The organism is Desulfatibacillum alkenivorans DSM 16219, assembly GCF_900142135.1.
GTDB classification, from domain to species: Bacteria; Desulfobacterota; Desulfobacteria; order Desulfobacterales; family Desulfatibacillaceae; genus Desulfatibacillum; species Desulfatibacillum alkenivorans.
This window is the reverse complement of the sequence record NZ_FQZU01000024.1, coordinates 12,444-31,698: the sequence shown is the minus strand read 5'-3', so window position 1 is coordinate 31,698 and position 19,255 is coordinate 12,444. Positions and strand designations below refer to the sequence as shown.

Sequence of the window (19,255 nt, the reverse complement as noted above, 5' to 3'; positions counted from 1 at the left end):
CCTTAGCAATAAGGGGTAAAAATGCAATGGAAAAAAAACTGATAATTAATGACGCCGGATTTGAAACCAGGGTGGCTCTGGTGGAGGACGGCGCTCTTGCCGAGTTATATATCGAACGCACCGGAGAATCCGATATTGTCAGCAATATATATAAGGGCAGGGTCATGCGGGTTTTGCCCGGCATGCAAGCCGCTTTTGTGGATATAGGTCTGGATCAGGCCGCCTTTATATATGTTGACGACGTGGTCATGGACTTTCCTTCGGATGAAACCGGCTCCCCCCTCATGCAGGAAGAGGATGAGGAGGATCAGGAAGTCATTCTGCTGGACGCCGGGGACGAGGAAGATGAAATCGAGGAGGCCGCCAGAATAATCAGGCCTCCCCGCATTCGGCCCAGTATTGAGGATATGATCCGGGAAGGCCAGGAGATCATGGTGCAGGTGGCCAAGTCGCCCATTGGAAAAAAAGGCGCCAGAGTCACTTCCCGAATCACGATTCCCGGCCGCTTTTTGGTGCTCATGCCCACCACCAACCATATTGGGGTGTCCCGCCGCATCACGGATTCCGGAGAGCGCAACCGCTTAAAAGAGCAACTGATGCAGTCCCGGGAGGAGCCTTTTGGCTACATCGTGCGCACCGTGTGCGAAGGAATAGGGCCTGAAAAACTCACCCACGAGGTGGAATTCCTCACCAGGGTCTGGAAACGCGTGGTCCATCGCTATTGGCAGTGCTCGGCCCCGTCTTTGCTGCATCAGGAGCTTTCAGCCAGCCTGAGGTCGGTCAGGGACCTGTTCACCAAGGAAGTGGACAGGCTGGTGATCGACTCGGAAAGAGGATATCGGGAAATCCAGGATTTTCTGGAGCCCAACATGCCCGGATTGCGCGACGCCGTGCAGTATTACGACCGCCGCGAGCCAATTTTCGACGCCTATCAGTTGGAAGGGGACATTTCCCGCTTGGGCCGGAAAAAGGTGTGGCTCAAGTCCGGCGGCTACATAGTGATCGAGGAGACCGAAGCCCTGGTTTCCATTGATGTAAACACCGGCCGTTACGTGGGCAAGGGGGATCTTTCCGAAACCATCCTCAAGACCAACCTGGAGGCGCTGAAGGAAATCGCCTATCAGTTGCGGTTGAGGGATATCGGCGGAATCATCGTCATTGATTTTATCGATATGGAAAAGCTGGAAGACCGGGACAAAGTGTATCAGGTTCTGGTGGAAACCCTGAAAAAAGACCGGAGCACTACCAACGTCCTGCCCATGTCGGAAATGGGATTGATTCAAATGACCCGGAAACGGACCCGGGAAAACATCAATCGCCAGTTGTCAGAGCCTTGCGCTTATTGCGATGGAGAGGGCATCGTCCTTTCCAAAAAGAGCATCTGCCACAATATTTACAGGGAAATTTTGCGCCAATCCTACGATATCCAAGGATCCCGGATATCCGTAAAGGCGCATCCGGAGATAGCCCGATTTTTATTGGAAGAGGAAAACACCACCGTTCTTTCCTTGGAGCAACGGATTGAAACGCCCATTTTAATTCAGGCGGATCCCGCCCTGCATATTGAACGTTTTGAGATTATGGAGTTCATGGACTCCGCCCCAATATCCGGTGGTTGATTCTTTTTCCGTTGACAGGTCGGATTTTTGTCTTTATAAGATCGGTTTTGCTTGACCGGTTTTTTGAAATGATGTCAAGGAGGTTTAAATAACAATGTATGCCGTAATAGCTACCGGCGGAAAACAATACAAAGTAGGTGAAGGCGAAATCGTCCGGGTGGAAAAACTCCCCGGCGAGGTCGGAGACACCGTGCGCCTGGACCAGGTCCTGCTTTTTTCCGACGGCGAAAACGTGAAGGTGGGTCAGCCCACTGTGGAAAATGTGGCTGTAGACGCCCAGATTGTGGAACAGGGCAAAGCCAAAAAGGTCTTGGTCTTCAGGTTTAAAAGGCGCAAGGGCTATAGAAAAAAACAAGGTCACCGGCAGCCTTTCACGGCTCTCAAGATCAACAAGATCGAGGCCGGAGCCTAAGCGATATCAGGAGTATTGAGTCATGGCACATAAGAAAGCTGGCGGTAGCTCAAGAAACGGCAGGGATAGTAACGGCCAACGCCGGGGCGTAAAACGCTACGGCGGAGAAATCGTTCGGGCCGGCAACATCCTGGTTCGCCAGGTGGGCACCAGAATTCATCCCGGCGAAAACGTGGGCATGGGCCGCGATTACACTTTGTTCGCCACCATCGATGGCAAAGTCGCCTACGAACGCAAGGGCCGCGATAAGAAAAAAGTGAGCGTATACCCGGTGTGAAATTCGTAGACGAAGCCACCTTGCTTGTACAATCAGGCGATGGCGGAAGAGGGTGCGTCAGCTTCCGGCGCGAAAGGTTCATCCCCAGGGGCGGACCGGACGGAGGCAACGGAGGCAAAGGCGGAGACGTGGTGCTTATAGCCACGCGAGCCAAGCACACCCTCTATCATTTTCGTTATAAACATCGTTTCCAGGCGCAACGTGGAGGACACGGCAGTGGAGCCAACCGACACGGAAAAAATGGGGAGGATCTCCTTATTGAAGTGCCCGTGGGTACGATTGTCCGCGATGCGGAAACATCCGAAATAATAGCGGATCTTTCTGCTGAAGAGGAACGGTGCATAGTTTGTCACGGCGGTAGGGGAGGTAAAGGCAACAAGCACTTTACCTCCTCCACCTACCGTGCCCCCAAGTTCGCACAGGAAGGCGAGGAAGGCGAGGAGAAAACCCTTAAGCTGGAACTCAAACTCCTGGCGGACGTCGGCCTTGTAGGCTTGCCCAACGCAGGCAAATCCAGCCTCATCACAGCCCTTACGGCCGCAAGACCCAAAATCGGCGCTTATCCGTTCACCACCCTGGCTCCCAGTCTCGGAGTGCTTCAGGATCCCTACGGAGAGCCTGTTGTCATCGCCGATATCCCCGGCCTTATTGAAGGCGCAGCCCAGGGCGCAGGCCTTGGCCACCGGTTTTTGCGTCATATAGAGCGCAACCGCCTTCTTATCCATCTCATCGACGCCTCTCAGGTGACTGCCGAAGACCCCTTGGCATCGTACCAGGCCATCAATAAGGAGCTCAGTTCCTATGATCAGGCTCTGGGCGAAAAGCCCCAAATTGTGGTTTTAAATAAAATGGACCTTCCCGAAGCTGAAGAAGGCGCTTGCCTTTTTAAGCAATCTTGTGGGAATCTGCAGGTATTGCAGATTTCTGCTATATTAGGGGAGGGACTGGACGAACTTATTGAAGCCATATTCGCCCAACTCCGCGAACCGGGCCGCCGACCATCCTGATTTATTCAGGCCGGCATTCAGCTTTATTTATCATTTCCTATAGAATTCAGGTTTATTATGAAAGGCCAAGCCAATAATAATGGCGCTGTATTTTCAGGCGCTGGCAATCGCAAGGAGTTTTTCTCCTGCGTCAAACGGGTGGTGGTCAAGGTCGGCTCAGGCATATTGACCGAGGAAACCGGCCTTAATTTGAAAATGGTCAAAAATCTTTCCCAACAACTGGCTGAACTGCATGCCGCCGGCCGGGAAGTTATCCTGGTATCCTCCGGCGCTGTAGCCGCAGGCGTACGCAAAATGGAGCTTGCCAAAAGGCCTACTGAAATTCCGGAAAAGCAGGCCGCAGCCGCCGTGGGGCAGGCCAGCCTTATCAATGAATACGAACTGGCTTTTGAAAAGCATAATATAAAGGTCGCCCAGGTGCTGCTTACCCGGGATGACCTGGCGGCTCGCAGACGCTACCTGAACGCCCGAAACGCCCTTCAGACCCTATTGGCCTGGAAGGTGTTGCCTATTATCAACGAAAACGATACGGTGGTGGTTGCTGAGTTAAAATTCGGGGATAACGACAACCTGTCCGCCATGATCGCTCAATTGCTGGACGCGGACGTGGTGATCAATCTGACGGATATCGACGGGTTGTACACCAGCGATCCCAAAACCTGTTCAGACGCCAAGATAGTCCCATACGTCGAAAAGATAACCTCAGCCCTGGAACAGTCGGCAAGCTGCCATACAGGCCAGCACGGCACCGGAGGCATGGCTTCCAAGGTTATCGCCGCCAAAAAGGCGCATGCCGCCGGCATACCCATGATTGTGGCGGGCGGGGCGACTCCCGGCGTCTTAAAAAAAATCTTTGATGGGGAAGAAGTAGGGACCCTATTCGCCCCCAAAAATAAAAAAATGGCGGGCAAAAAATGCTGGCTGGGCTTCGCCGCCAATCCAAAGGGGCTGTTTATGATCGATAAGGGCGCCGCCAACGCCTTGGTCAATAATGGCAAAAGCCTGCTTCCCGTGGGTATAAAATCCGTGGAAGGCGCCTTTGGCGTGGGCGCTCCGGTTCGCGTTGTGGACCTGGATCGCAGGGAGTTGGGGATAGGGCTTACCAATTATTCCTCGGCCGACGCCAGAAAGATAAAAGGCAAGCCAAGCTCCGAATTGGAAGGCATTTTAAAGCACAAAGCCTATGACGAAGTCATTCATCGTGACAATTTAGTCGTTACATTTGAAGATCAGGAGGAAAATCCGTGAGTGTAAATGAAATCATACTCGATATGGCCAAGGCGGCCCGCGCGGCCTCCCGGGAAATCGGCAAATGTTCGGGCCAGGTAAAAGACAAGGTGCTCACAGACATTGCCGCCCTGCTTAAGGAAGAAGCATCCTTTTTATACGAAGAAAACGCCAAGGATTTGGAGGCGGCCAAGGAAAGCGGCCTGAGCTCCGCCATGATCGACCGCTTGACCATCAAGGAAGCCACCATAGAATCCATGGCCCAGGGTTTGATAGAAGTGGCGGCCATGGCCGATCCGGTCGGCTCCATGGTTAAAATGTGGCAGCGCCCCAACGGCTTGTCCGTAGGGAAAATGCGCATCCCCCTGGGCGTGGTCTGCATGATTTACGAATCCCGCCCTAACGTAACCATCGACGCTGCAGGCCTTTGCCTTAAAGCCGGAAACGCCGTGGTGCTGCGCGGCGGCTCCGAAGCCATTCATTCCAACCGGGCGCTGGGTCAGGTTATCGCCAAGGCCCTGGCCAAAAACGGCTTGCCCGAAACCGTAGTGCAGCTTGTGCCCATGACCGACCGCGAGGCGGTGAAGGAATTGCTGGCCCAGGAAGAATACATCGACCTGGTCATCCCCAGGGGAGGGGAGGGCCTCATCCGTTTTGTGGTGACCAACTCCAGCATTCCCGTGCTGAAGCATTACAAGGGCGTATGCCACGTGTATGTGGATGACTCAGCAGATCATGACATGGCCGTCAATATCTGCCAAAACGGCAAGGTGCAGCGTCCAGGCGTCTGCAACGCCGTGGAAACCTTGCTGGTCAATGAGGCCGAGGCGGCGGCTTTTCTGCCCAAGGTCTATGAAGTATTGAGCAAGGACGGCGTGGAATTCAGGGGCTGCCCCAAAACCTGCGCAATCCTCAAAGACGCCAAGCCCGCCCAGGAAGAGGATTGGCCCGCGGAGTTTCTGGATTTGATTCTGGCGGTCAAGATAGTGAAGGATATGGACGAAGCCATGGACCATATCGCCAGATACGGCTCGCTTCATACTGAAACCATCGTGACCAATAACTATTCCCGCGCAAAAAGGTTCTGCCGCGAGGTGGACGCCTCGGCAGTCATGGTCAACGCCTCCACCCGGTTCAACGACGGCGGGCAATTGGGCCTGGGTGCGGAGATAGGCATCAGCACCTCCAAGCTCCACGCATTCGGTCCCATGGGCGTGGAAGAGCTCACCGCAACCAAGTTTGTGGTGGAAGGCCAGGGCCAGATCAGAAGCTGATTGTAAAAAGGAACACCCAAGAATTACAAAACCGGACGAGGATTTTCCCGTCCGGTTTTTATTTTCGGTCAAAATTGTTCCGGCAGGTTATTTCGCCAGCATGGCCCGCATCATGTCTCCGGCGTTTTCCGCATGGTCTGCAATAGAGCCTGTAATCTCGGTCAGTTTAAGAAGATGCATAACCGTAACAGGGTCCGCTTCGCAGCAAAATATCTTCCGGTTCAACCGGTCCTCGCAAATGTCGGCCTCATGCTCCAGGCTGCGCATGGTGGCGATGATTTCCTTGGCTTTAATACGCTGCTTTTCTGAGAACGTATTGAAGTATTCCCTGGCTTCTTTTACCATGGCCGAAAGTTCCTCAATGGGAGTCACCACCGAGTCCACAAGCAGGAAGAAATCCTTCTCCAATTCCTTGGGAATGGCATTCTGGGGACGGTAGGACAACCAGTTCAGGGAGTCCTTTACGGAATCCAGCACGCAGTCCTGTTCCCGGATGTACCTGAATATGAGAAACTTGCTCACGGGAAGCATGGTGTTTTTCGGCAAATGGCCCCTGACCCGCCTTTTTATGGCGTCGGCTTCATGCTCCAACCGAATGACTTCGTGGCGAAATTTTTCAAAGGATTCGCACTTGTCCGTAACGTAGCATTCTATGCCTTGCTGATATGCCCAGGCGCATTCCTTCACCTTTTCCGCATGTTCCTGAAGCCCCTCAAACGGTGATGTAACGAATAGACTCGAAAACGGTATACGCATGGAGAACTCCTTCTCTTATAGTATGGGTTCTAAAATCAGGAACAAAAACATACTGGTCAAAGCCGCCGCCGGAACCGTAAGCACCCAATACAAGACAATCTTCCCGATGATGCCTACGTTCACCGCGTCCACGCCGCCGGCGAAACCCACGCCAAGGACGCCGCCCACAGCGGCATGCGTGGTGGATACCGGCAAGCCCATTTTGGAGGCTACCATCACCGTGGTGGCGGCTGAAAAATCCACCGCAAAACCCCGCGTGTTGGTGAGGGTGGTAATTTTTTCGCCGATTGTTTTCATGACCCGTTCGCCGGCCATGGCGACTCCCAAAGCGATGCCTATGCCGCCGAAAAGCAGTAAAAACCAGGGCACGGGCAGACTGGCCCCCACGTTGCCGTCCTTGACCAGAAAATACACCAGCGCCAAAGGACCGATTGCGTTGGCCACATCGTTTGCGCCCTGAGCCAAAGCCACATAACAGGACGTGCCGATTTGAATCTTCCTGAAAACCTCCTCCGTTCCATCCGGATTGTCGGAAGAAATGAACTTCGCAAGAAGAAACTTGCCGATAAACCCGAATATCAAAGCGAGGCCGAAAGCCAAGGTCAATGCCATGGGCATGCTGATGGAAAAGGTCTTTCCCAAAGGCGTTTTAAACAGGAAGCATAAAAAAATTACAAAGCAGGCGATCCCCACAAACAAAGGGGACCATCGCAGGGCTCTCTCAAAAGGATTCTCCCGTGATAGAATCAACCCCACGATAAATTTGAACATCAAAAAGGAAAGCACCATGGCGAATACGGGCGAAATAACCCAACTGGCCACAACCTGGCCAAGCTTGCCCCAATTGATTACCGAAAAGCCCGAAGCCATGATCCCAAAGCCGATCATGGATCCCACTATGGAGTGCGTGGTGGAAACCGGCAAGGAACGCCATGTTGCAAAGCTGATCCACAAAGACGCCGCCAGCAAGGCGGACATCGCCCCCACCAAAGCCAGGTGAGGGTCTGCAAGCACCTCCGTGGAAACAATGCCTTTCCGGATGGTCTGGGTTACATGGGAGCCTATGAAAACGGCGCCCACAATGTTTAAAATTCCAGCAATTACAACAGCTTGTCTTACAGTAATAGCCTTGGCGCCCACGGCCGAAGCCATGGAGTTGGCTACATCGTTGGCGCCAATGTTCCAGGACATATAAAAGCCGAGCAAAAACCCTGCGATGAGTACTACTGTTTCGGGCATGATTATCTGCTTCCTAATTTGAGTGGTTATTGGTTGCAAGCCAAGGCAAGCAAGACAATTTTTGTTAGGGTTTTGTTATGAATTCATTAGGAAGTCAAGGGCAAACCCAAAAATCCAGGTTATTCCTTGTAAAATCAATGGAAGAGTTGATAAAAATGGGGACGGCTATCTATAAGAGCCGGCTATACACGCCCGGCATTGTTCGGCGTATTTGGCGGCCCCGGGAAGGTGGGGCATTGACTCAAAATGCTTCAAAGCCTGGCCAAAGGCGCCCAGGTTCATGAGGTTGGTCCCCAGGCATAGGCGGATTTGTTCGTTGTTGGGGAACAACTCCAAAGCTTTTTCCAAAATTCCCAAGGCTTTTTCAAACTGGCCTGATTTCTGGCGGAGCAATCCTAAGCCAAGATAAGCCCGTGGATCCTGCGCAAAAGTCAGGGCCTTTTCAAATAAAAACTCCGCAACCCCGGACGCGTTGGGAATACGAGAATCGTTTGCGTAATCACCCGCAGTGAAAGTCATGCCCAGGCGGGAGAAAAAGTCGCCGTGCTCCAAAGTCAAATCCGGATGGTTTTCCAATTGCAGGCTATATACATAATCAGGAAGATTTCGATAAAAATGGTTGCGCAGGGCGTCGCCGGTTTCTTCAATCAATTCCTGGGTGAGGGCGGGGTCCGTCTCCCAATACATGATGTCTTCCACCCGCTCCAGCCAGATGTCGTCCCTGAGGTTGTTTTTTTGCAAATATTCTTCATACAGCTTGGTTCCTGGGAACATGTCCAGGATATAAAACACGGCGCCTAAAGGCTGGATGGCGTCCATGAGGTCCAGGTTGGCTTGCAGCACCTCAGGGCCTTCACCCTGACACCCATAAATAAAATACGCCCTGGACAAAATCCCAAAATGGGCGGTCAGTTCAAAAGCCCGCAAAATATCCTGGGTGGACATATTTTTGTTCAACATGTCGCGAGTGGTCTCGCAGCCGCTTTCCACCCCGTAGCTTATCTGGATGCATCCGGCCTTCCGCATCCAGTAAAGGATGTCTTCGTCCACCCGGTCCACCCGGCTGATTGCATTCCACGATATATCCAGGCCCGCCGCGATAATTTCTTTACATACCGTGATGACCAAGTCTTTTTTTAAGGTAAAGGTGTCATCGGAGACGTAAAAGAACTTTTCGCCGGATTTGGCCAGGGTATGAAGCTGGCGCACAAAATAATCCGCCGAATGAAAACGCATGGTTCGGCCCCAGAACTTGGGGGATCCGCAAAAGGTGCAGTTGTGCGGGCATCCGCGGGAAAGGGACAGGTGCTGAAACTTGTAAAACCTGGAAGGCCGGGGCAGGGCGTCAATATCCTTTATATATCCCTTTTGCTCCGTCAGGACCGGCGCGCCGTCCACCCTGGAAGCGACTCCCGGTATTTCGGCAATTCCCCGGGTATCTCCGATTTCCAGGCATTTCACCAGCGAGGCCATGGCCTCCTCGCCTTCGCCCACAACCGCGTAATCCACCTGGGGAAAGTGCGTGAGAAAATGCTCCCATAAAAAGGTTGCGCCAATTCCTCCCAATACAATAGTCAGGTTGGGATTTCTTTCCTTGAGCATGGCGGCCATGTCCAGGGCGCCGAACCGGTTGCCGTTGACAATGGAAAACCCCACCACCGCCGGCCCGAAGGACTCCACGGTCTCCACGGCCTTGATCATGTCCAGGTTGGGCGAATGCCAGTTGGCCACCTGGGCGTCGCGCCCCGCGTCCCGCAGTACGGCCGCTACATGATACAAGCCTATGGGAACGGAGGCCACATCATCGGAGGAAACCCTTTTGTTCAGGAAAGGAGGATATATGAGTAAAACTTTCATGGACTCTCAAGAAACACAAGCAGGCCGGACTGTCAAGAAGGGAGTGCAAACAGGGCAGGGGAGATCTACGGGAAAAACCTTATTTCATGCCTTCCATAAATTGGGCGTAAACCTTGAAATGGTCCGTGTCCTTGTATGCGATAGGGTTGATGGGCGCCTGGTCGAAACTATAGATCACGGAATCGGGGCAGCTCATCAATATGGGGGAATGGGACGCGATAATAAACTGAGACTCCCCCTTTTTGTTGGCCTGAGCCAGCAGGTCCAAAAGAACCAATTGAGTCTTTGGAGATAAAGCGGTCTCCGGTTCGTCCAAAAAATACAATCCCGGCCTTTTGGTCACGGCGGAGAAAAAAGACATCAAGGATTGGCCGTGGGATTGGGTTACCAGAGATTTCCCTCCGTAATACTCCAGGACGCCCGGACTGGTGGTTTCCCACTCCTCCACCAAAAACGCGAAGTTCTGGAAAATCTGAGACCCGAAAAAAGCCCCGGAAACCCGGCCTTTTTCCCAGGTCACCTGCACGGCCTTCCACAAAGTTTTTTCCCAAGGATTGTTTTCCAGGCGAACCCTGTGGGCGCCCTCCCAGATGTGGATGCCGCACCTTTGACAGATAGCCTTTAACAACGTGGACTTCCCCGTGCCGTTTTCCCCAGTAAAAAAGGTCACAGGCCGCGTAAATTCCAGGCTTTCCGTCTTCGTGAAGACATCCAGGTTAAAAGGATAAACATCCACATCCGGGAAAAGGTCCGCCCGCAGGCGCGCTTCGCAAACATGCATGGATCAGACTTCCAAATCGACAGTATCGTTAAAGCTCGCCTGCTTGGGCAAAACCGGAACCTTAGGCTCGGTAACCGGTTTCGGCTTTTCGGTTTTTGATTTGTCGGCTTCGGGAGCTTCGTCCGCCTTTTCTTCAGGCGCCTCTTCAGCCGCTTGTTCTTCAATGGCTTCGGGCTGCACGTCCAGCTCCACAGGCTCTTCCGGCTGCGGGTCCGGCTCGGGTTCGGGTTCGGGCGCCTTCTTTTTTGCGGGCGCCCGGGACTCTATTTCGCCCAGCTTGTCATAGTCCGGGAACAGGGCTTTAACATTGTCAGGAGCGTCTTCCGGGGGATAGATCCGGACTCCGTCCTTGATAAGATCCGCCATCAGCTTGATGGGAATCTTGAGTTTTTCCATCTGCCCGCCGTTTCCGTTCAAATGCCTTTCCACCAGGTTATGGCTTTCCATATGGATCAAACGCACAATAGCCTCGTTCTGGCCTTTTTTGATATCCTCCAGGCTCTCCGGCCTTAATTTCAGAGCCCTGACATGCTCTTCAAAAATTTTGGCTTCCTGGTACTTGCCGTAAACCACCGCGGCGGACCAGGCAAGATCGCCGGCCAGGCAGAGGGCTGCTTCCGTGCCCACGTCGATTTCAATCCAGTTGGCGGCCGGGTCGATGTGGCAGATGGCGGACTTGCCTTTTGTATAATCCCCGACTACCGAACCCTGGAGCGTTTTCTCCAATTTGCTGCAAACATACATGAGCTTCTTGATGTTTACCGGCTCGGGGATTTGGATATTCAGCACATTGGCGGCGTCCGCCGGCATCAATTGGCGAAGGGTCATCAAAAGTGCCCTGGCGCCGTGGAACAGGGCGGCTGCGGATTCCTTTATATCCTCCGCCTGCGCCTGGTTTCTTTGATCCAGATAATCCTTTTCCTCCGCCCCCATGGCCGAATCCCGCAAAGCGCTGATGGGCGCCTCGAAAACCGGAACGGCCGATAGGGATTCCATGGCCTTCTTAAAGGTTTGGACGTCCGAAAAGGAATATCCCGTATCCAGTTGCTTGGCTTTAAGCTGCAGGCCGTTTAGATCCGCATTCTCCAATATGGATAAAAGATTTCTCAGCCTCATTGCGTGTCTCCTGTTTTCAGGTATGGAAATAAGGGCGCGCATACACCAGATATAGGCGGTATCATAAGAAACCGAAGAAATCTATGATATTATTCACACTTTTTTAAAAATCACCTCACAAATAAATAGTTTTTCCCATAATGCCTTTTTCAATACGGAAATAGATCATAAAGACAAGGCCATGGTGGTCACCCCGGAGAACCCCAAGGAGTACAAATAGGGATAGCTTACAGTTTTCACGGCCTTGAAGCCGCTCCGCTCATACAAGGCTTTTGCTCGAGGATTGGTGTCCAGGACGTCCAGCTTAATCACGGAGAAGCCGCGGTCTCTCGCATAATCCACCACTCCTTGCAGGAGCCTGGACCCTACGCCTTTGCCTCGCATTTTTTCCTCCACCACCAGTCCGTCGAAAAGCAGCTCCTTGTCCGAAGCCTTTCCGGATACGGCCCGAAACGCTCCAAAGCGCAACAATCCGGTTAACAGGCCAAAGGTGCGAACAAAGGTTCTTTTGCGGGTTTTCACCAGCCGGGCTCCCAAAAAGTTAATCCCTGCGACGCCTGCAAAATCACCGTCCCAAGAGGCCACAATGGCGCAATCCCGGTTCAAATCCTTCTCCAGCACCTGGCGGGCCTTTTCCGCCCCTCCCATAATGGTTTCAAACTTGTGGGGGAATGTGCGCACATAGGTTTCCGCCACATGCTTTCGGTATTCCTCCGGCAGCCCCACGCACACGCATATGTCCTGTTTTTGCGATTTCATAAACGCCTCCTGAGTTATTGACGCAACCGACGCGCTGTTCGTTATGGCAATCTTGGCGCCAAGTCTCAGGCTCATTCCAAATACACGCTGTTTCAAGGGGTTGCCCATGGATGACCGGACTCCTTCCCTGGCGGACCCGTCCACGCCTGTACCCAGGATGCACAGGGCATGTGCACGGCATGTTCCTGTGCCATTTTTCCGTGCCAGGGTTTTCCTTTTCATTTTCCCTTATTTGGGATATCCTAACAGGACAGTGGGCCGGACGAAGCTTAGGAATTTACTGCATCATCCCGGCAAGCGCCGGGAGCGACGGGAAACGAGAATGCGTTTAGGAATATACGGAGGAACATTCGACCCCATCCATATCGGCCATTTGCGCATGGCCGTGGAGGTGCAGGAGAAGTTTTCCCTGGATAAAGTCATGCTCATTCCCTGCAACACGCCGCCCCATAAGGAAAACGGCGCCGCCGCCTCGACCCGGGACAGATTGGCCATGGTTCGCATGGCCGTGGAGGGCCGGGCCGGCCTGGAAGCCTCGGACATGGAAATACGGCAGGGAGGCCCATCCTACACCGTGGCCACTCTGGAGGCTTTGCAGTCTCCTGAAAGGGAGATTTTCTTTATCCTGGGCCTGGACGCCTTTTTGGAGATTCATACCTGGAGGGAGTATGAGCGCCTTTTTTCCCTGGCCCACTTCCTGGTCCTGGCCCGCCCCTGGCAGGGAGGCAGGGCGGAAATGTTTCACGTGGAACACTATATCCGGAAGAACCTGGCCGGTTTGGCCGTCCCCGAGCCTGACGGGGGATATTTCAGGACCATGCACACAAACAAGCGGATTTACTTTGCACAGACAACGGCGCTGGATATTTCCGCCACCCATATACGCAAAGCCGTGAACCAGGGAAAAAGCATTGCTTTTCTGGCGCCCGAATCCGTGGAAGAATATATTAAACGACAAGGACTATATTTATGAGCAAAGACCTACCGCAGGAGTTGGCTCCCTTCTTTGACGCCTTGGGGCAAAGAAAGGCCCGGGGCTTGGTGGGGCTGGACGTGCGCGGCATATCCTCCGTGGCGGACTTCATGGTCATCTGCAGCGGCCTGTCCAACCGGCAGGTGGCGGCCATGGCCGAGCATGTGGAGCGCCACATGAAAAAACGCAGACAAAAAGCCCTGGGCGTGGAGGGAAAGACGGAGGGCCAATGGGTGCTCCTGGATTACGGCGATGTCATCGTCCATATATTCCATGACTCCGCCCGGGATTTTTACGATCTGGAAGGCTTGTGGGCGGACGCCAAGCGCTATTATCCCAAGGGCCGGCCGGAAAATGAAGAGGAAGTTTTCAATGATTAAGACAGACCAGGAAATAGCCTATGTCATCGACAAGGTAACAGGGAAGCTGGTTTCCAATATAGGGGCTGAAGTCAATCGCCAAAAAGCGGAGGAAACCCTCTTGGAGAAGAAGGGCTTCAGTAAGGAGGATATCGCTGTTGATACTCCCGTGTCCATCGAGGTGAACGGCCAGGATTACACCTCAGCCCTGGACCTCTTGGTCTCCGTGGGCGGCACACCCGTGATGGTGATCAAATGCGCGGCAGGCTCTCTGGACTCCCGGCAAAAGGAAGTCATCGCCGCGGCCCGGGTATGCATTGATCCCATCCCGCCCATCGCCGCGTCCACTGACGGGAGCGAATGGCTGCTGTGGGACGTTAAATCCGGCAAGCAGATGGGGCGGGGCGCGGATTCCGTCCCGGACAAAAGCCAAGCTATCGAAATCCTTACCGGTTACACCCCGGAACCCCTGGAGGGAAAAGCCCTTATGCGGGAGCGCCTGATATTCAGGTCCTACGATATGGATAACGTGAATGTAGCCCGCAAAGCCTAGAAGCGTAAAAAACGCGCAAAAAAAAGGGGCGGATGAAAATCCGGCCCTTTTGTATTTTCAGGTTTGGGCGGCTGTTTATTGCGTCAGGTCCTTGCCGCAATGCTTGCACACTTGGGCGCGTTGCTTGACAATCTCCGCACAATAAGGGCACTCCCTGGTGAAAGTCCGTTCCATGACCGCCTTGATGGTTTTTTCCACAGCCTCCTTAATCAGCCGATTCCCGAATTTCTTATTTAGCAAAGCCTCCAGGCAATCCACGCCGCCCAACTCCTCCAGCATATCCGCCGCTTTAATGCGGACCCTGCCGGGTGCGCAGGCGTCCAAAAGAAACTCCAGAGGAACCTTGGCGTCCTTGTCCGCGTAAGCCTGGGCCAGGGAGGCGAAGCCCTCCTTGATGGCGACTTTCTCCTGCTCCATTTTGGCTAAAATATCCTCGTCCACAATTTGCCCGGTGCCGCCCACTTTGGAAAAAACAGGCATGAACTCAAACTGCCCGGAACTGGGATAGCAAAAGCACCGCGTGGATGCGCAATGCCCGTGCTCCTCTTCAAAATGGCTCCAGCCGGAGACAAAAGGCGGACACTCGTCATTGAAGCAGACAAACAGGTATGGCTCGCCCCATCCCAGGCCGTCCGAGAAGTTTACGGGCGGAACTTCCCAGATTTTCATGGCCTGCCGGCAGTGCGGGCATACAGGAACAGGCGTGTGCATGATTTTATCAAGAATTTGCTCTTTGGTCTCAAAACTCATAAGGCTAATATCCTTTTCCTTTACGGGTTTAGGGGCTTAAGCCCTTTCCCTACAAAGTAAGAGCCCTGGCTGGCTTGTCAATACAGGGGCCATGCCCCGGGCCGGCCCCAAGATGTTCCACGTGGAACAATTTCAACCCCCAGATGGTGTATACCTCTGTATAACGCCTACTTTCCAATGCAAAAATAGGAAAAAATGCGATCCAATATGTCGGGGGAAACGCCAATCCCCAGGATTTGCTCCAGGGACTTTTGGGCCTCCTCCATATCAAAGGCGGCAAGCTCCCAGGCCTCCTCCAAAATGCGATCCCGGGCGTGAGCGGCGCTTTGTAAAGCGTCCTCCAAGGCGCCTTTTTGCCGGAGGTTGGGAATGATTCCGGGCGCAGCGTCCAGCTCCCGCCCCTGCCTTAAAGCCTTTTCCATGGCTTGGCGAAGGCCTTCCAGGCCTTGGCCCGTCTTGGCGCTGACCGCCACAGGGGTGTAATCCCCGAGTGGGGAGGGGTTAAATCCGGGGTGCAGGTCTAATTTGTTGTAAACCATCAAAACGCGGTTGCAGGAGCGCTCGGCTTGACGCAGCAATTCCTGGTCTTCAGGGGAAAGGTCGCTCCCGGCCTCCACGACTAGTATGATCAAATCGGATTCGCCCATGGCGTCCTTGGCCCGCTGAATTCCGATCATCTCCACGGCGTCCGAAGAGGTGCGCATCCCCGCTGTGTCGGACAAGGTGAAGTGCAGGCCTCGAATAAGCACGGGCTCGCGAACCACGTCCCGGGTGGCGCCCGGAGTCTCGGTGACGATGGATCGTTCCTGGCCGGCCAGAGCGTTCATAAGGCTGGACTTGCCTACATTGGGACGGCCGACAATGGCGGCCTTTAGCCCTTCCATATAAGCTTTGCCCAGTTCCGCGGCTTCCGCCAGCTCCCTCAACGGAGGAATGACCCCTTGGTCCAGTTTGGCCAGGATCGATTCCGTTTCGCCGTCCCCCGCATCTTCCGAAAAATCCAGGGCGGCCTCCACATGGGCCCGGCATTCCATGATGGATTCCAGTATGCCTTTCACCTGATTCTTAAGACCGCCGCCCACATGCGTCGCTGCGGTTTTGGCCGCCTGGGAGGTGCGGGCGTGAATGAGGTCCACCACGGCTTCGGCCTGGGAAAGGTCCATGCGGCCGTTCAAAAAAGCCCGGCGGGTGAACTCCCCGGGCTCCGCCAGGCGAGCGCCCTGGGACAACACCGTCTCCAGCACGGCGCCTAAAACCACCGGGCCTCCGTGCCCCTGAATTTCAACCACGTCCTCTCCGGTATAGGTTCCGGGTCCGGGCATAAACACGGCTAGCACATCGTCCTTAACGGCCGAAGTCTGGGGATCGACGATTTTTCCCCGAATCAGTTTATAGGCTTGGGGCGGCCAAATATCGAACAGGCTTGAGTGCGCGGGCTGAAAAATGCTTTTTAAGATGGAGGAGGACAGGGAGCCTGATATGCGTATAACGCCAATGCCGCCTACCCCGGGAGGGGTGGCGATGGCTGCAATGGTTTGAGAAAGGTTCATGGCGTCAAACAAAACCCGGGCCTGCTTTCCAGGCCCGGGCGCTTAAGTTCAGGACTGTTTTTTGGCTTGCCCCCGCTGGGGGAATATGACCAGCTTGCGCAAATACCCGTTGCCTTTGCTTTGGGTGCGAATGCCTTTTTCGCTTTTTAAGGCAAGGTGCACGATCCTGCGGTCATGGGCGCTCATGGGGCTGAAACTGGCCGGCTTGCCGGATTTTCTCACCTTGGCGCCTAAACGCTTGGCCTGCTTGATCAGGCTTTCCTCCCGCTTGAGCAGATAATCGCCGGCGTCCACACGCACCCTGATTTTTTTGCTGCGGGCGCGGTTGACGATTTTCTCCACCAGGTACTGGATGGCGTCCAATGTCTGGCCGCGGCGCCCAATAAGCACCGCCGGCTTTTCGCATTCCAGGGTGACGACAATGTCGCCGTCCTCGTTCTGGGAAGCCTTTCCGGTGGACTCCTCGGCAATGGTGCGGGCCATGGTCACGGATGCCTCTATGGCCAGGTCCATGCATTGCTCCAGGTTGGGATCGTCTTCGGCGGCTTGGCTGGGCTCGTCTTCGTCTGCATCGTCTGCGAAGTCGGCCTCCACTGCCTGGACCTCCTCAAGATCCGTTTCAAGATCCGCCTGGTCTTCCTGGAGTTCCGGAGCCTCCTCGGCGACCTTTGCATCCACGGGTTCGGGCGCCTTTTCCGCAGCCGGCTCCAGCGTCTCCGGAGTCTCCAGCGTCTCCGGCGCCGCAGTTTCTTCTTCAGCCTGTACAGGCGTTGGTTCTGCGGCCTTTTTGGGTTTTTTCCCCTTTCCTTTGGCGGAGCCGGACTTGCGGCCCTTTTTCGCCTCGGCGCTGGCAGCCGGAGGATAGACGCGAATGCGGGCTTTTTTTACGCCCACCAGGCCGAAAATACCAGTGGATCCATAGGATAATACATCGTATTTAAGTTGCTTTTTAACGACTCCTAATTCCTTACAAGCGAGTTCCACAGCGTCGTCCGCTGTTTTTCCTTCAAATTCCACGTTCGAATTCATGGTTCCTCCGCGTTCAGGAACTGGTCTTGCCTATATAATACTGCTGGGCAATGGAAATGACGTTATTGACCAGCCAGTAAAGGACCAGGCCTGACGGAAAATTGATAAAGATGAACAGGAATACAAGAGGCAACAGCATCATCATCCTTGCTTGAGTGGGGTCCCCTGGGGGAGGGGACATTTTTTGCTGCAGCAGCATGCTGGCGCCCATTATAAGTGTAAGCACGGGGATTCCGTAAGGCTCTGCCATGAAAGGCACTTTAAAGGGCAGGTGGAACAGCCTGTCAGGCGCTGACAGGTCGGTGATCCACCAAATAAATGGGGAGTGGCGCAGCTCGATGGCGGCGTACAGCATTTTGTAGAAAGCGATGAAAATAGGGATTTGGATGAGCATGGGCCAACAGCCGCCCATGGGATTGACCTTGAAGGTTTTGTACAGCGCAAAAACCTCCTGGTTCATCTTTTGCTTGTCGTCCTTGTATTTTTCCCGAAGCTCCTGCATGAGCGGTTGGAGCTTTTTCATTTTTTCCATGGACCGGTAGCTCTTGTTGCCCAGGGGCCAGAGGACGACTTTGATGAGCAGGGTCAATAGAATAATTACCACGCCGTAATTGGGGATGTAATTGTAAAGATGCTTCATGAGCCATAGGCAGGGCTTTGCAATAACGTGGAAAAATCCAAAATGCAGCGCTTGATCCATGCCGGCTTGCTCAAGAATATTCCCTTCTTTGGGTCCAAAAAAGGCTGAGTTGGAAAATGAGTACGTTTGGCCCGGGGGTATGACAATGGGGTTGGTTGTAAAACGGGTTTGAACCAAATCGTCCAGGGACTCCATAACGGCTTTTACGGAGCCTTCCTGGGCGTCGGGGAAAATTATGCCGGACATGAAGTAGCGCCAGGTCAAACCAACCCACTTGGCGGTTCCCTCCATGCTTTTTTCAGGCTTTTTCTCCGAGACTTTAAACTCTTCCAGGGTATTGTCCACCAAGGCCACAGGACCGTTAAAAACAATGCGGGAGGACTTATCCGTGGGCATCGTGTTGTTCAGAATGAACGTCAGGTTGTCGTTGATGGGCCCCAGAGTATTGTTGGCCACGGTAAGCTGACAATCCATGGCATAGGAGTTGGGGTGAAAGGTATAGATTTTATTTACAACGATTCCGGACGGCGCTTTGTAGGTAAAGGTCAGAGAATGATCCTGGTCCTTTATTTGAATGTCATCCAACTCCTGGGCTTGGAAAATCGCGGTTTCCAGATTGCCCAGGCTGCCTCGTTGCATGGTGTTCAGCATGGTGGCGGCGCCGGGGGGAAGATCCAGCACTTTTTTAGGATCGGCGTTTTCGCCCTGAGTTTCAAAATAATCTTTCAGGGTCAGGCTTGTTAATCCGGCGCCTTTTTCCGTGAACACCGCGTGATACAGGGGCGTATCCACTATGATATCCCTGGCTGGGCGGCCGGGGGGCGCCTCGATTTCAGGGATGGGAGCGGCGGCCGGCGCAGGGGTTATTGCGGCAGCGGCTTCCTGGGCGGGGGCTTGGGCGCTTTGTTGCACTTCTGCAATTTCCTGGCTTTCCACGGGCGATTGGCCTTGGGGCGGCTTGGGGCCGAAAAAATACTGGTATGCGATAAAAACCATCATGGAGAGCACGACGGCCAGGATAAGACGAATATTTTCCATGCTACCTAAACTCCTGGGGGCAAACGAGTAATTTGCCCA

19 protein-coding genes are annotated in these 19,255 nt (G+C 53.8%); 9 read left to right on the top strand and 10 right to left on the bottom strand.

The window, feature by feature from the left end; translation table 11 throughout:
- Window positions 1-26 precede the first annotated feature (26 nt).
- The 6 genes from BUE18_RS17525 (at window position 27) to BUE18_RS17500 (ending at window position 5,816) form a co-directional block, all read left to right on the top strand.
- Window positions 27-1,619, top strand: a complete 1,593-nt coding sequence (locus BUE18_RS17525) for an Rne/Rng family ribonuclease (RefSeq protein ID WP_073477482.1) — start codon at window positions 27-29, stop codon at window positions 1,617-1,619.
- Between the two features lie 94 nt (window positions 1,620-1,713).
- On the top strand, window positions 1,714-2,031 hold the full coding sequence (gene rplU, locus BUE18_RS17520; RefSeq protein WP_015948847.1) for a 50S ribosomal protein L21: 318 nt from the start codon (window positions 1,714-1,716) through the stop codon (window positions 2,029-2,031).
- A 22-nt stretch (window positions 2,032-2,053) separates the two neighbouring features.
- Entirely contained in the window at window positions 2,054-2,308 is a 255-nt protein-coding gene (rpmA, locus tag BUE18_RS17515; protein ID WP_015948848.1) for a 50S ribosomal protein L27, read from the top strand.
- Window positions 2,305-3,315 carry a GTPase ObgE gene (gene obgE / locus BUE18_RS17510; RefSeq protein ID WP_073477481.1) on the top strand — a complete coding sequence of 337 codons (1,011 nt, stop codon included), beginning with the start codon at window positions 2,305-2,307 and terminating at the stop codon, window positions 3,313-3,315. The genes rpmA and obgE overlap by 4 nt, the downstream gene beginning before the upstream one ends.
- Before the next feature lie 57 nt (window positions 3,316-3,372).
- Complete coding sequence (proB, locus tag BUE18_RS17505) at window positions 3,373-4,563, top strand: glutamate 5-kinase (RefSeq protein ID WP_170868398.1); 1,191 nt, start codon at window positions 3,373-3,375, stop codon at window positions 4,561-4,563.
- The gene (locus BUE18_RS17500) at window positions 4,560-5,816 is read left to right on the top strand and encodes a glutamate-5-semialdehyde dehydrogenase (RefSeq protein ID WP_073477480.1); all 1,257 of its coding nucleotides are present in this window, start codon (window positions 4,560-4,562) and stop codon (window positions 5,814-5,816) included. Before proB ends, BUE18_RS17500 begins: the two co-directional genes overlap by 4 nt.
- Window positions 5,817-5,903: 87 nt before the next feature.
- Here the strand turns inward: BUE18_RS17500 and BUE18_RS17495 are convergent, their stop codons facing one another.
- The 6 genes from BUE18_RS17495 to BUE18_RS17470 form a co-directional block, all read right to left on the bottom strand.
- The gene (locus tag BUE18_RS17495; protein WP_073477479.1) at window positions 5,904-6,572 is read right to left on the bottom strand and encodes a TIGR00153 family protein; all 669 of its coding nucleotides are present in this window, start codon (window positions 6,570-6,572) and stop codon (window positions 5,904-5,906) included.
- 15 nt (window positions 6,573-6,587) lie between these two features.
- The gene (locus tag BUE18_RS17490; RefSeq protein ID WP_073477478.1) at window positions 6,588-7,811 is read right to left on the bottom strand and encodes an inorganic phosphate transporter; all 1,224 of its coding nucleotides are present in this window, start codon (window positions 7,809-7,811) and stop codon (window positions 6,588-6,590) included.
- 165 nt (window positions 7,812-7,976) lie between these two features.
- Window positions 7,977-9,668, bottom strand: a complete 1,692-nt coding sequence (locus BUE18_RS17485) for a B12-binding domain-containing radical SAM protein (protein WP_073477477.1) — start codon at window positions 9,666-9,668, stop codon at window positions 7,977-7,979.
- Window positions 9,669-9,747: 79 nt separating this feature from the next.
- Complete coding sequence (locus BUE18_RS17480; RefSeq protein WP_073477476.1) at window positions 9,748-10,449, bottom strand: AAA family ATPase; 702 nt, start codon at window positions 10,447-10,449, stop codon at window positions 9,748-9,750.
- A 3-nt stretch (window positions 10,450-10,452) separates the two neighbouring features.
- Window positions 10,453-11,565 carry a hypothetical protein gene (locus tag BUE18_RS17475; RefSeq protein WP_073477475.1) on the bottom strand — a complete coding sequence of 371 codons (1,113 nt, stop codon included), beginning with the start codon at window positions 11,563-11,565 and terminating at the stop codon, window positions 10,453-10,455.
- Between the two features lie 165 nt (window positions 11,566-11,730).
- A complete protein-coding gene (locus BUE18_RS17470; RefSeq protein ID WP_073477474.1) occupies window positions 11,731-12,324 on the bottom strand; it encodes a GNAT family N-acetyltransferase in 594 nt (197 codons plus the stop codon).
- 322 nt (window positions 12,325-12,646) lie between these two features.
- Here BUE18_RS17470 and nadD point away from each other — a divergent pair, with 322 nt between their 5' ends.
- From nadD to BUE18_RS17455, 3 genes are read left to right on the top strand one after another with little or no spacing between them, the layout of a single operon-like run.
- On the top strand, window positions 12,647-13,297 hold the full coding sequence (nadD, locus tag BUE18_RS17465) for a nicotinate-nucleotide adenylyltransferase (protein WP_073477473.1): 651 nt from the start codon (window positions 12,647-12,649) through the stop codon (window positions 13,295-13,297).
- A complete protein-coding gene (gene rsfS, locus BUE18_RS17460; RefSeq protein ID WP_073477472.1) occupies window positions 13,294-13,677 on the top strand; it encodes a ribosome silencing factor in 384 nt (127 codons plus the stop codon). Before nadD ends, rsfS begins: the two co-directional genes overlap by 4 nt.
- Window positions 13,670-14,209, top strand: a complete 540-nt coding sequence (locus tag BUE18_RS17455; protein WP_073477471.1) for a type I restriction enzyme HsdR N-terminal domain-containing protein — start codon at window positions 13,670-13,672, stop codon at window positions 14,207-14,209. The genes rsfS and BUE18_RS17455 overlap by 8 nt, the downstream gene beginning before the upstream one ends.
- Window positions 14,210-14,284: 75 nt before the next feature.
- On the opposite strand, the gene BUE18_RS17450 is transcribed toward BUE18_RS17455, so the two are convergent.
- The 4 genes from BUE18_RS17450 to yidC form a co-directional block, all read right to left on the bottom strand.
- Window positions 14,285-14,959: a zinc ribbon domain-containing protein gene (locus BUE18_RS17450; protein ID WP_073477470.1), complete on the bottom strand. Its 675-nt coding sequence runs from the start codon at window positions 14,957-14,959 to the stop codon at window positions 14,285-14,287.
- A 167-nt stretch (window positions 14,960-15,126) separates the two neighbouring features.
- Complete coding sequence (gene mnmE, locus BUE18_RS17445; RefSeq protein ID WP_083611108.1) at window positions 15,127-16,521, bottom strand: tRNA uridine-5-carboxymethylaminomethyl(34) synthesis GTPase MnmE; 1,395 nt, start codon at window positions 16,519-16,521, stop codon at window positions 15,127-15,129.
- 36 nt (window positions 16,522-16,557) lie between these two features.
- Window positions 16,558-17,538, bottom strand: coding sequence for an RNA-binding cell elongation regulator Jag/EloR (gene jag / locus BUE18_RS17440; RefSeq protein ID WP_073477469.1), 981 nt, complete (start codon window positions 17,536-17,538; stop codon window positions 16,558-16,560).
- Window positions 17,539-17,551: 13 nt separating this feature from the next.
- Window positions 17,552-19,216 carry a membrane protein insertase YidC gene (gene yidC / locus BUE18_RS17435; protein WP_073477468.1) on the bottom strand — a complete coding sequence of 555 codons (1,665 nt, stop codon included), beginning with the start codon at window positions 19,214-19,216 and terminating at the stop codon, window positions 17,552-17,554.
- Between the last annotated feature and the right edge of the window lie 39 nt (window positions 19,217-19,255).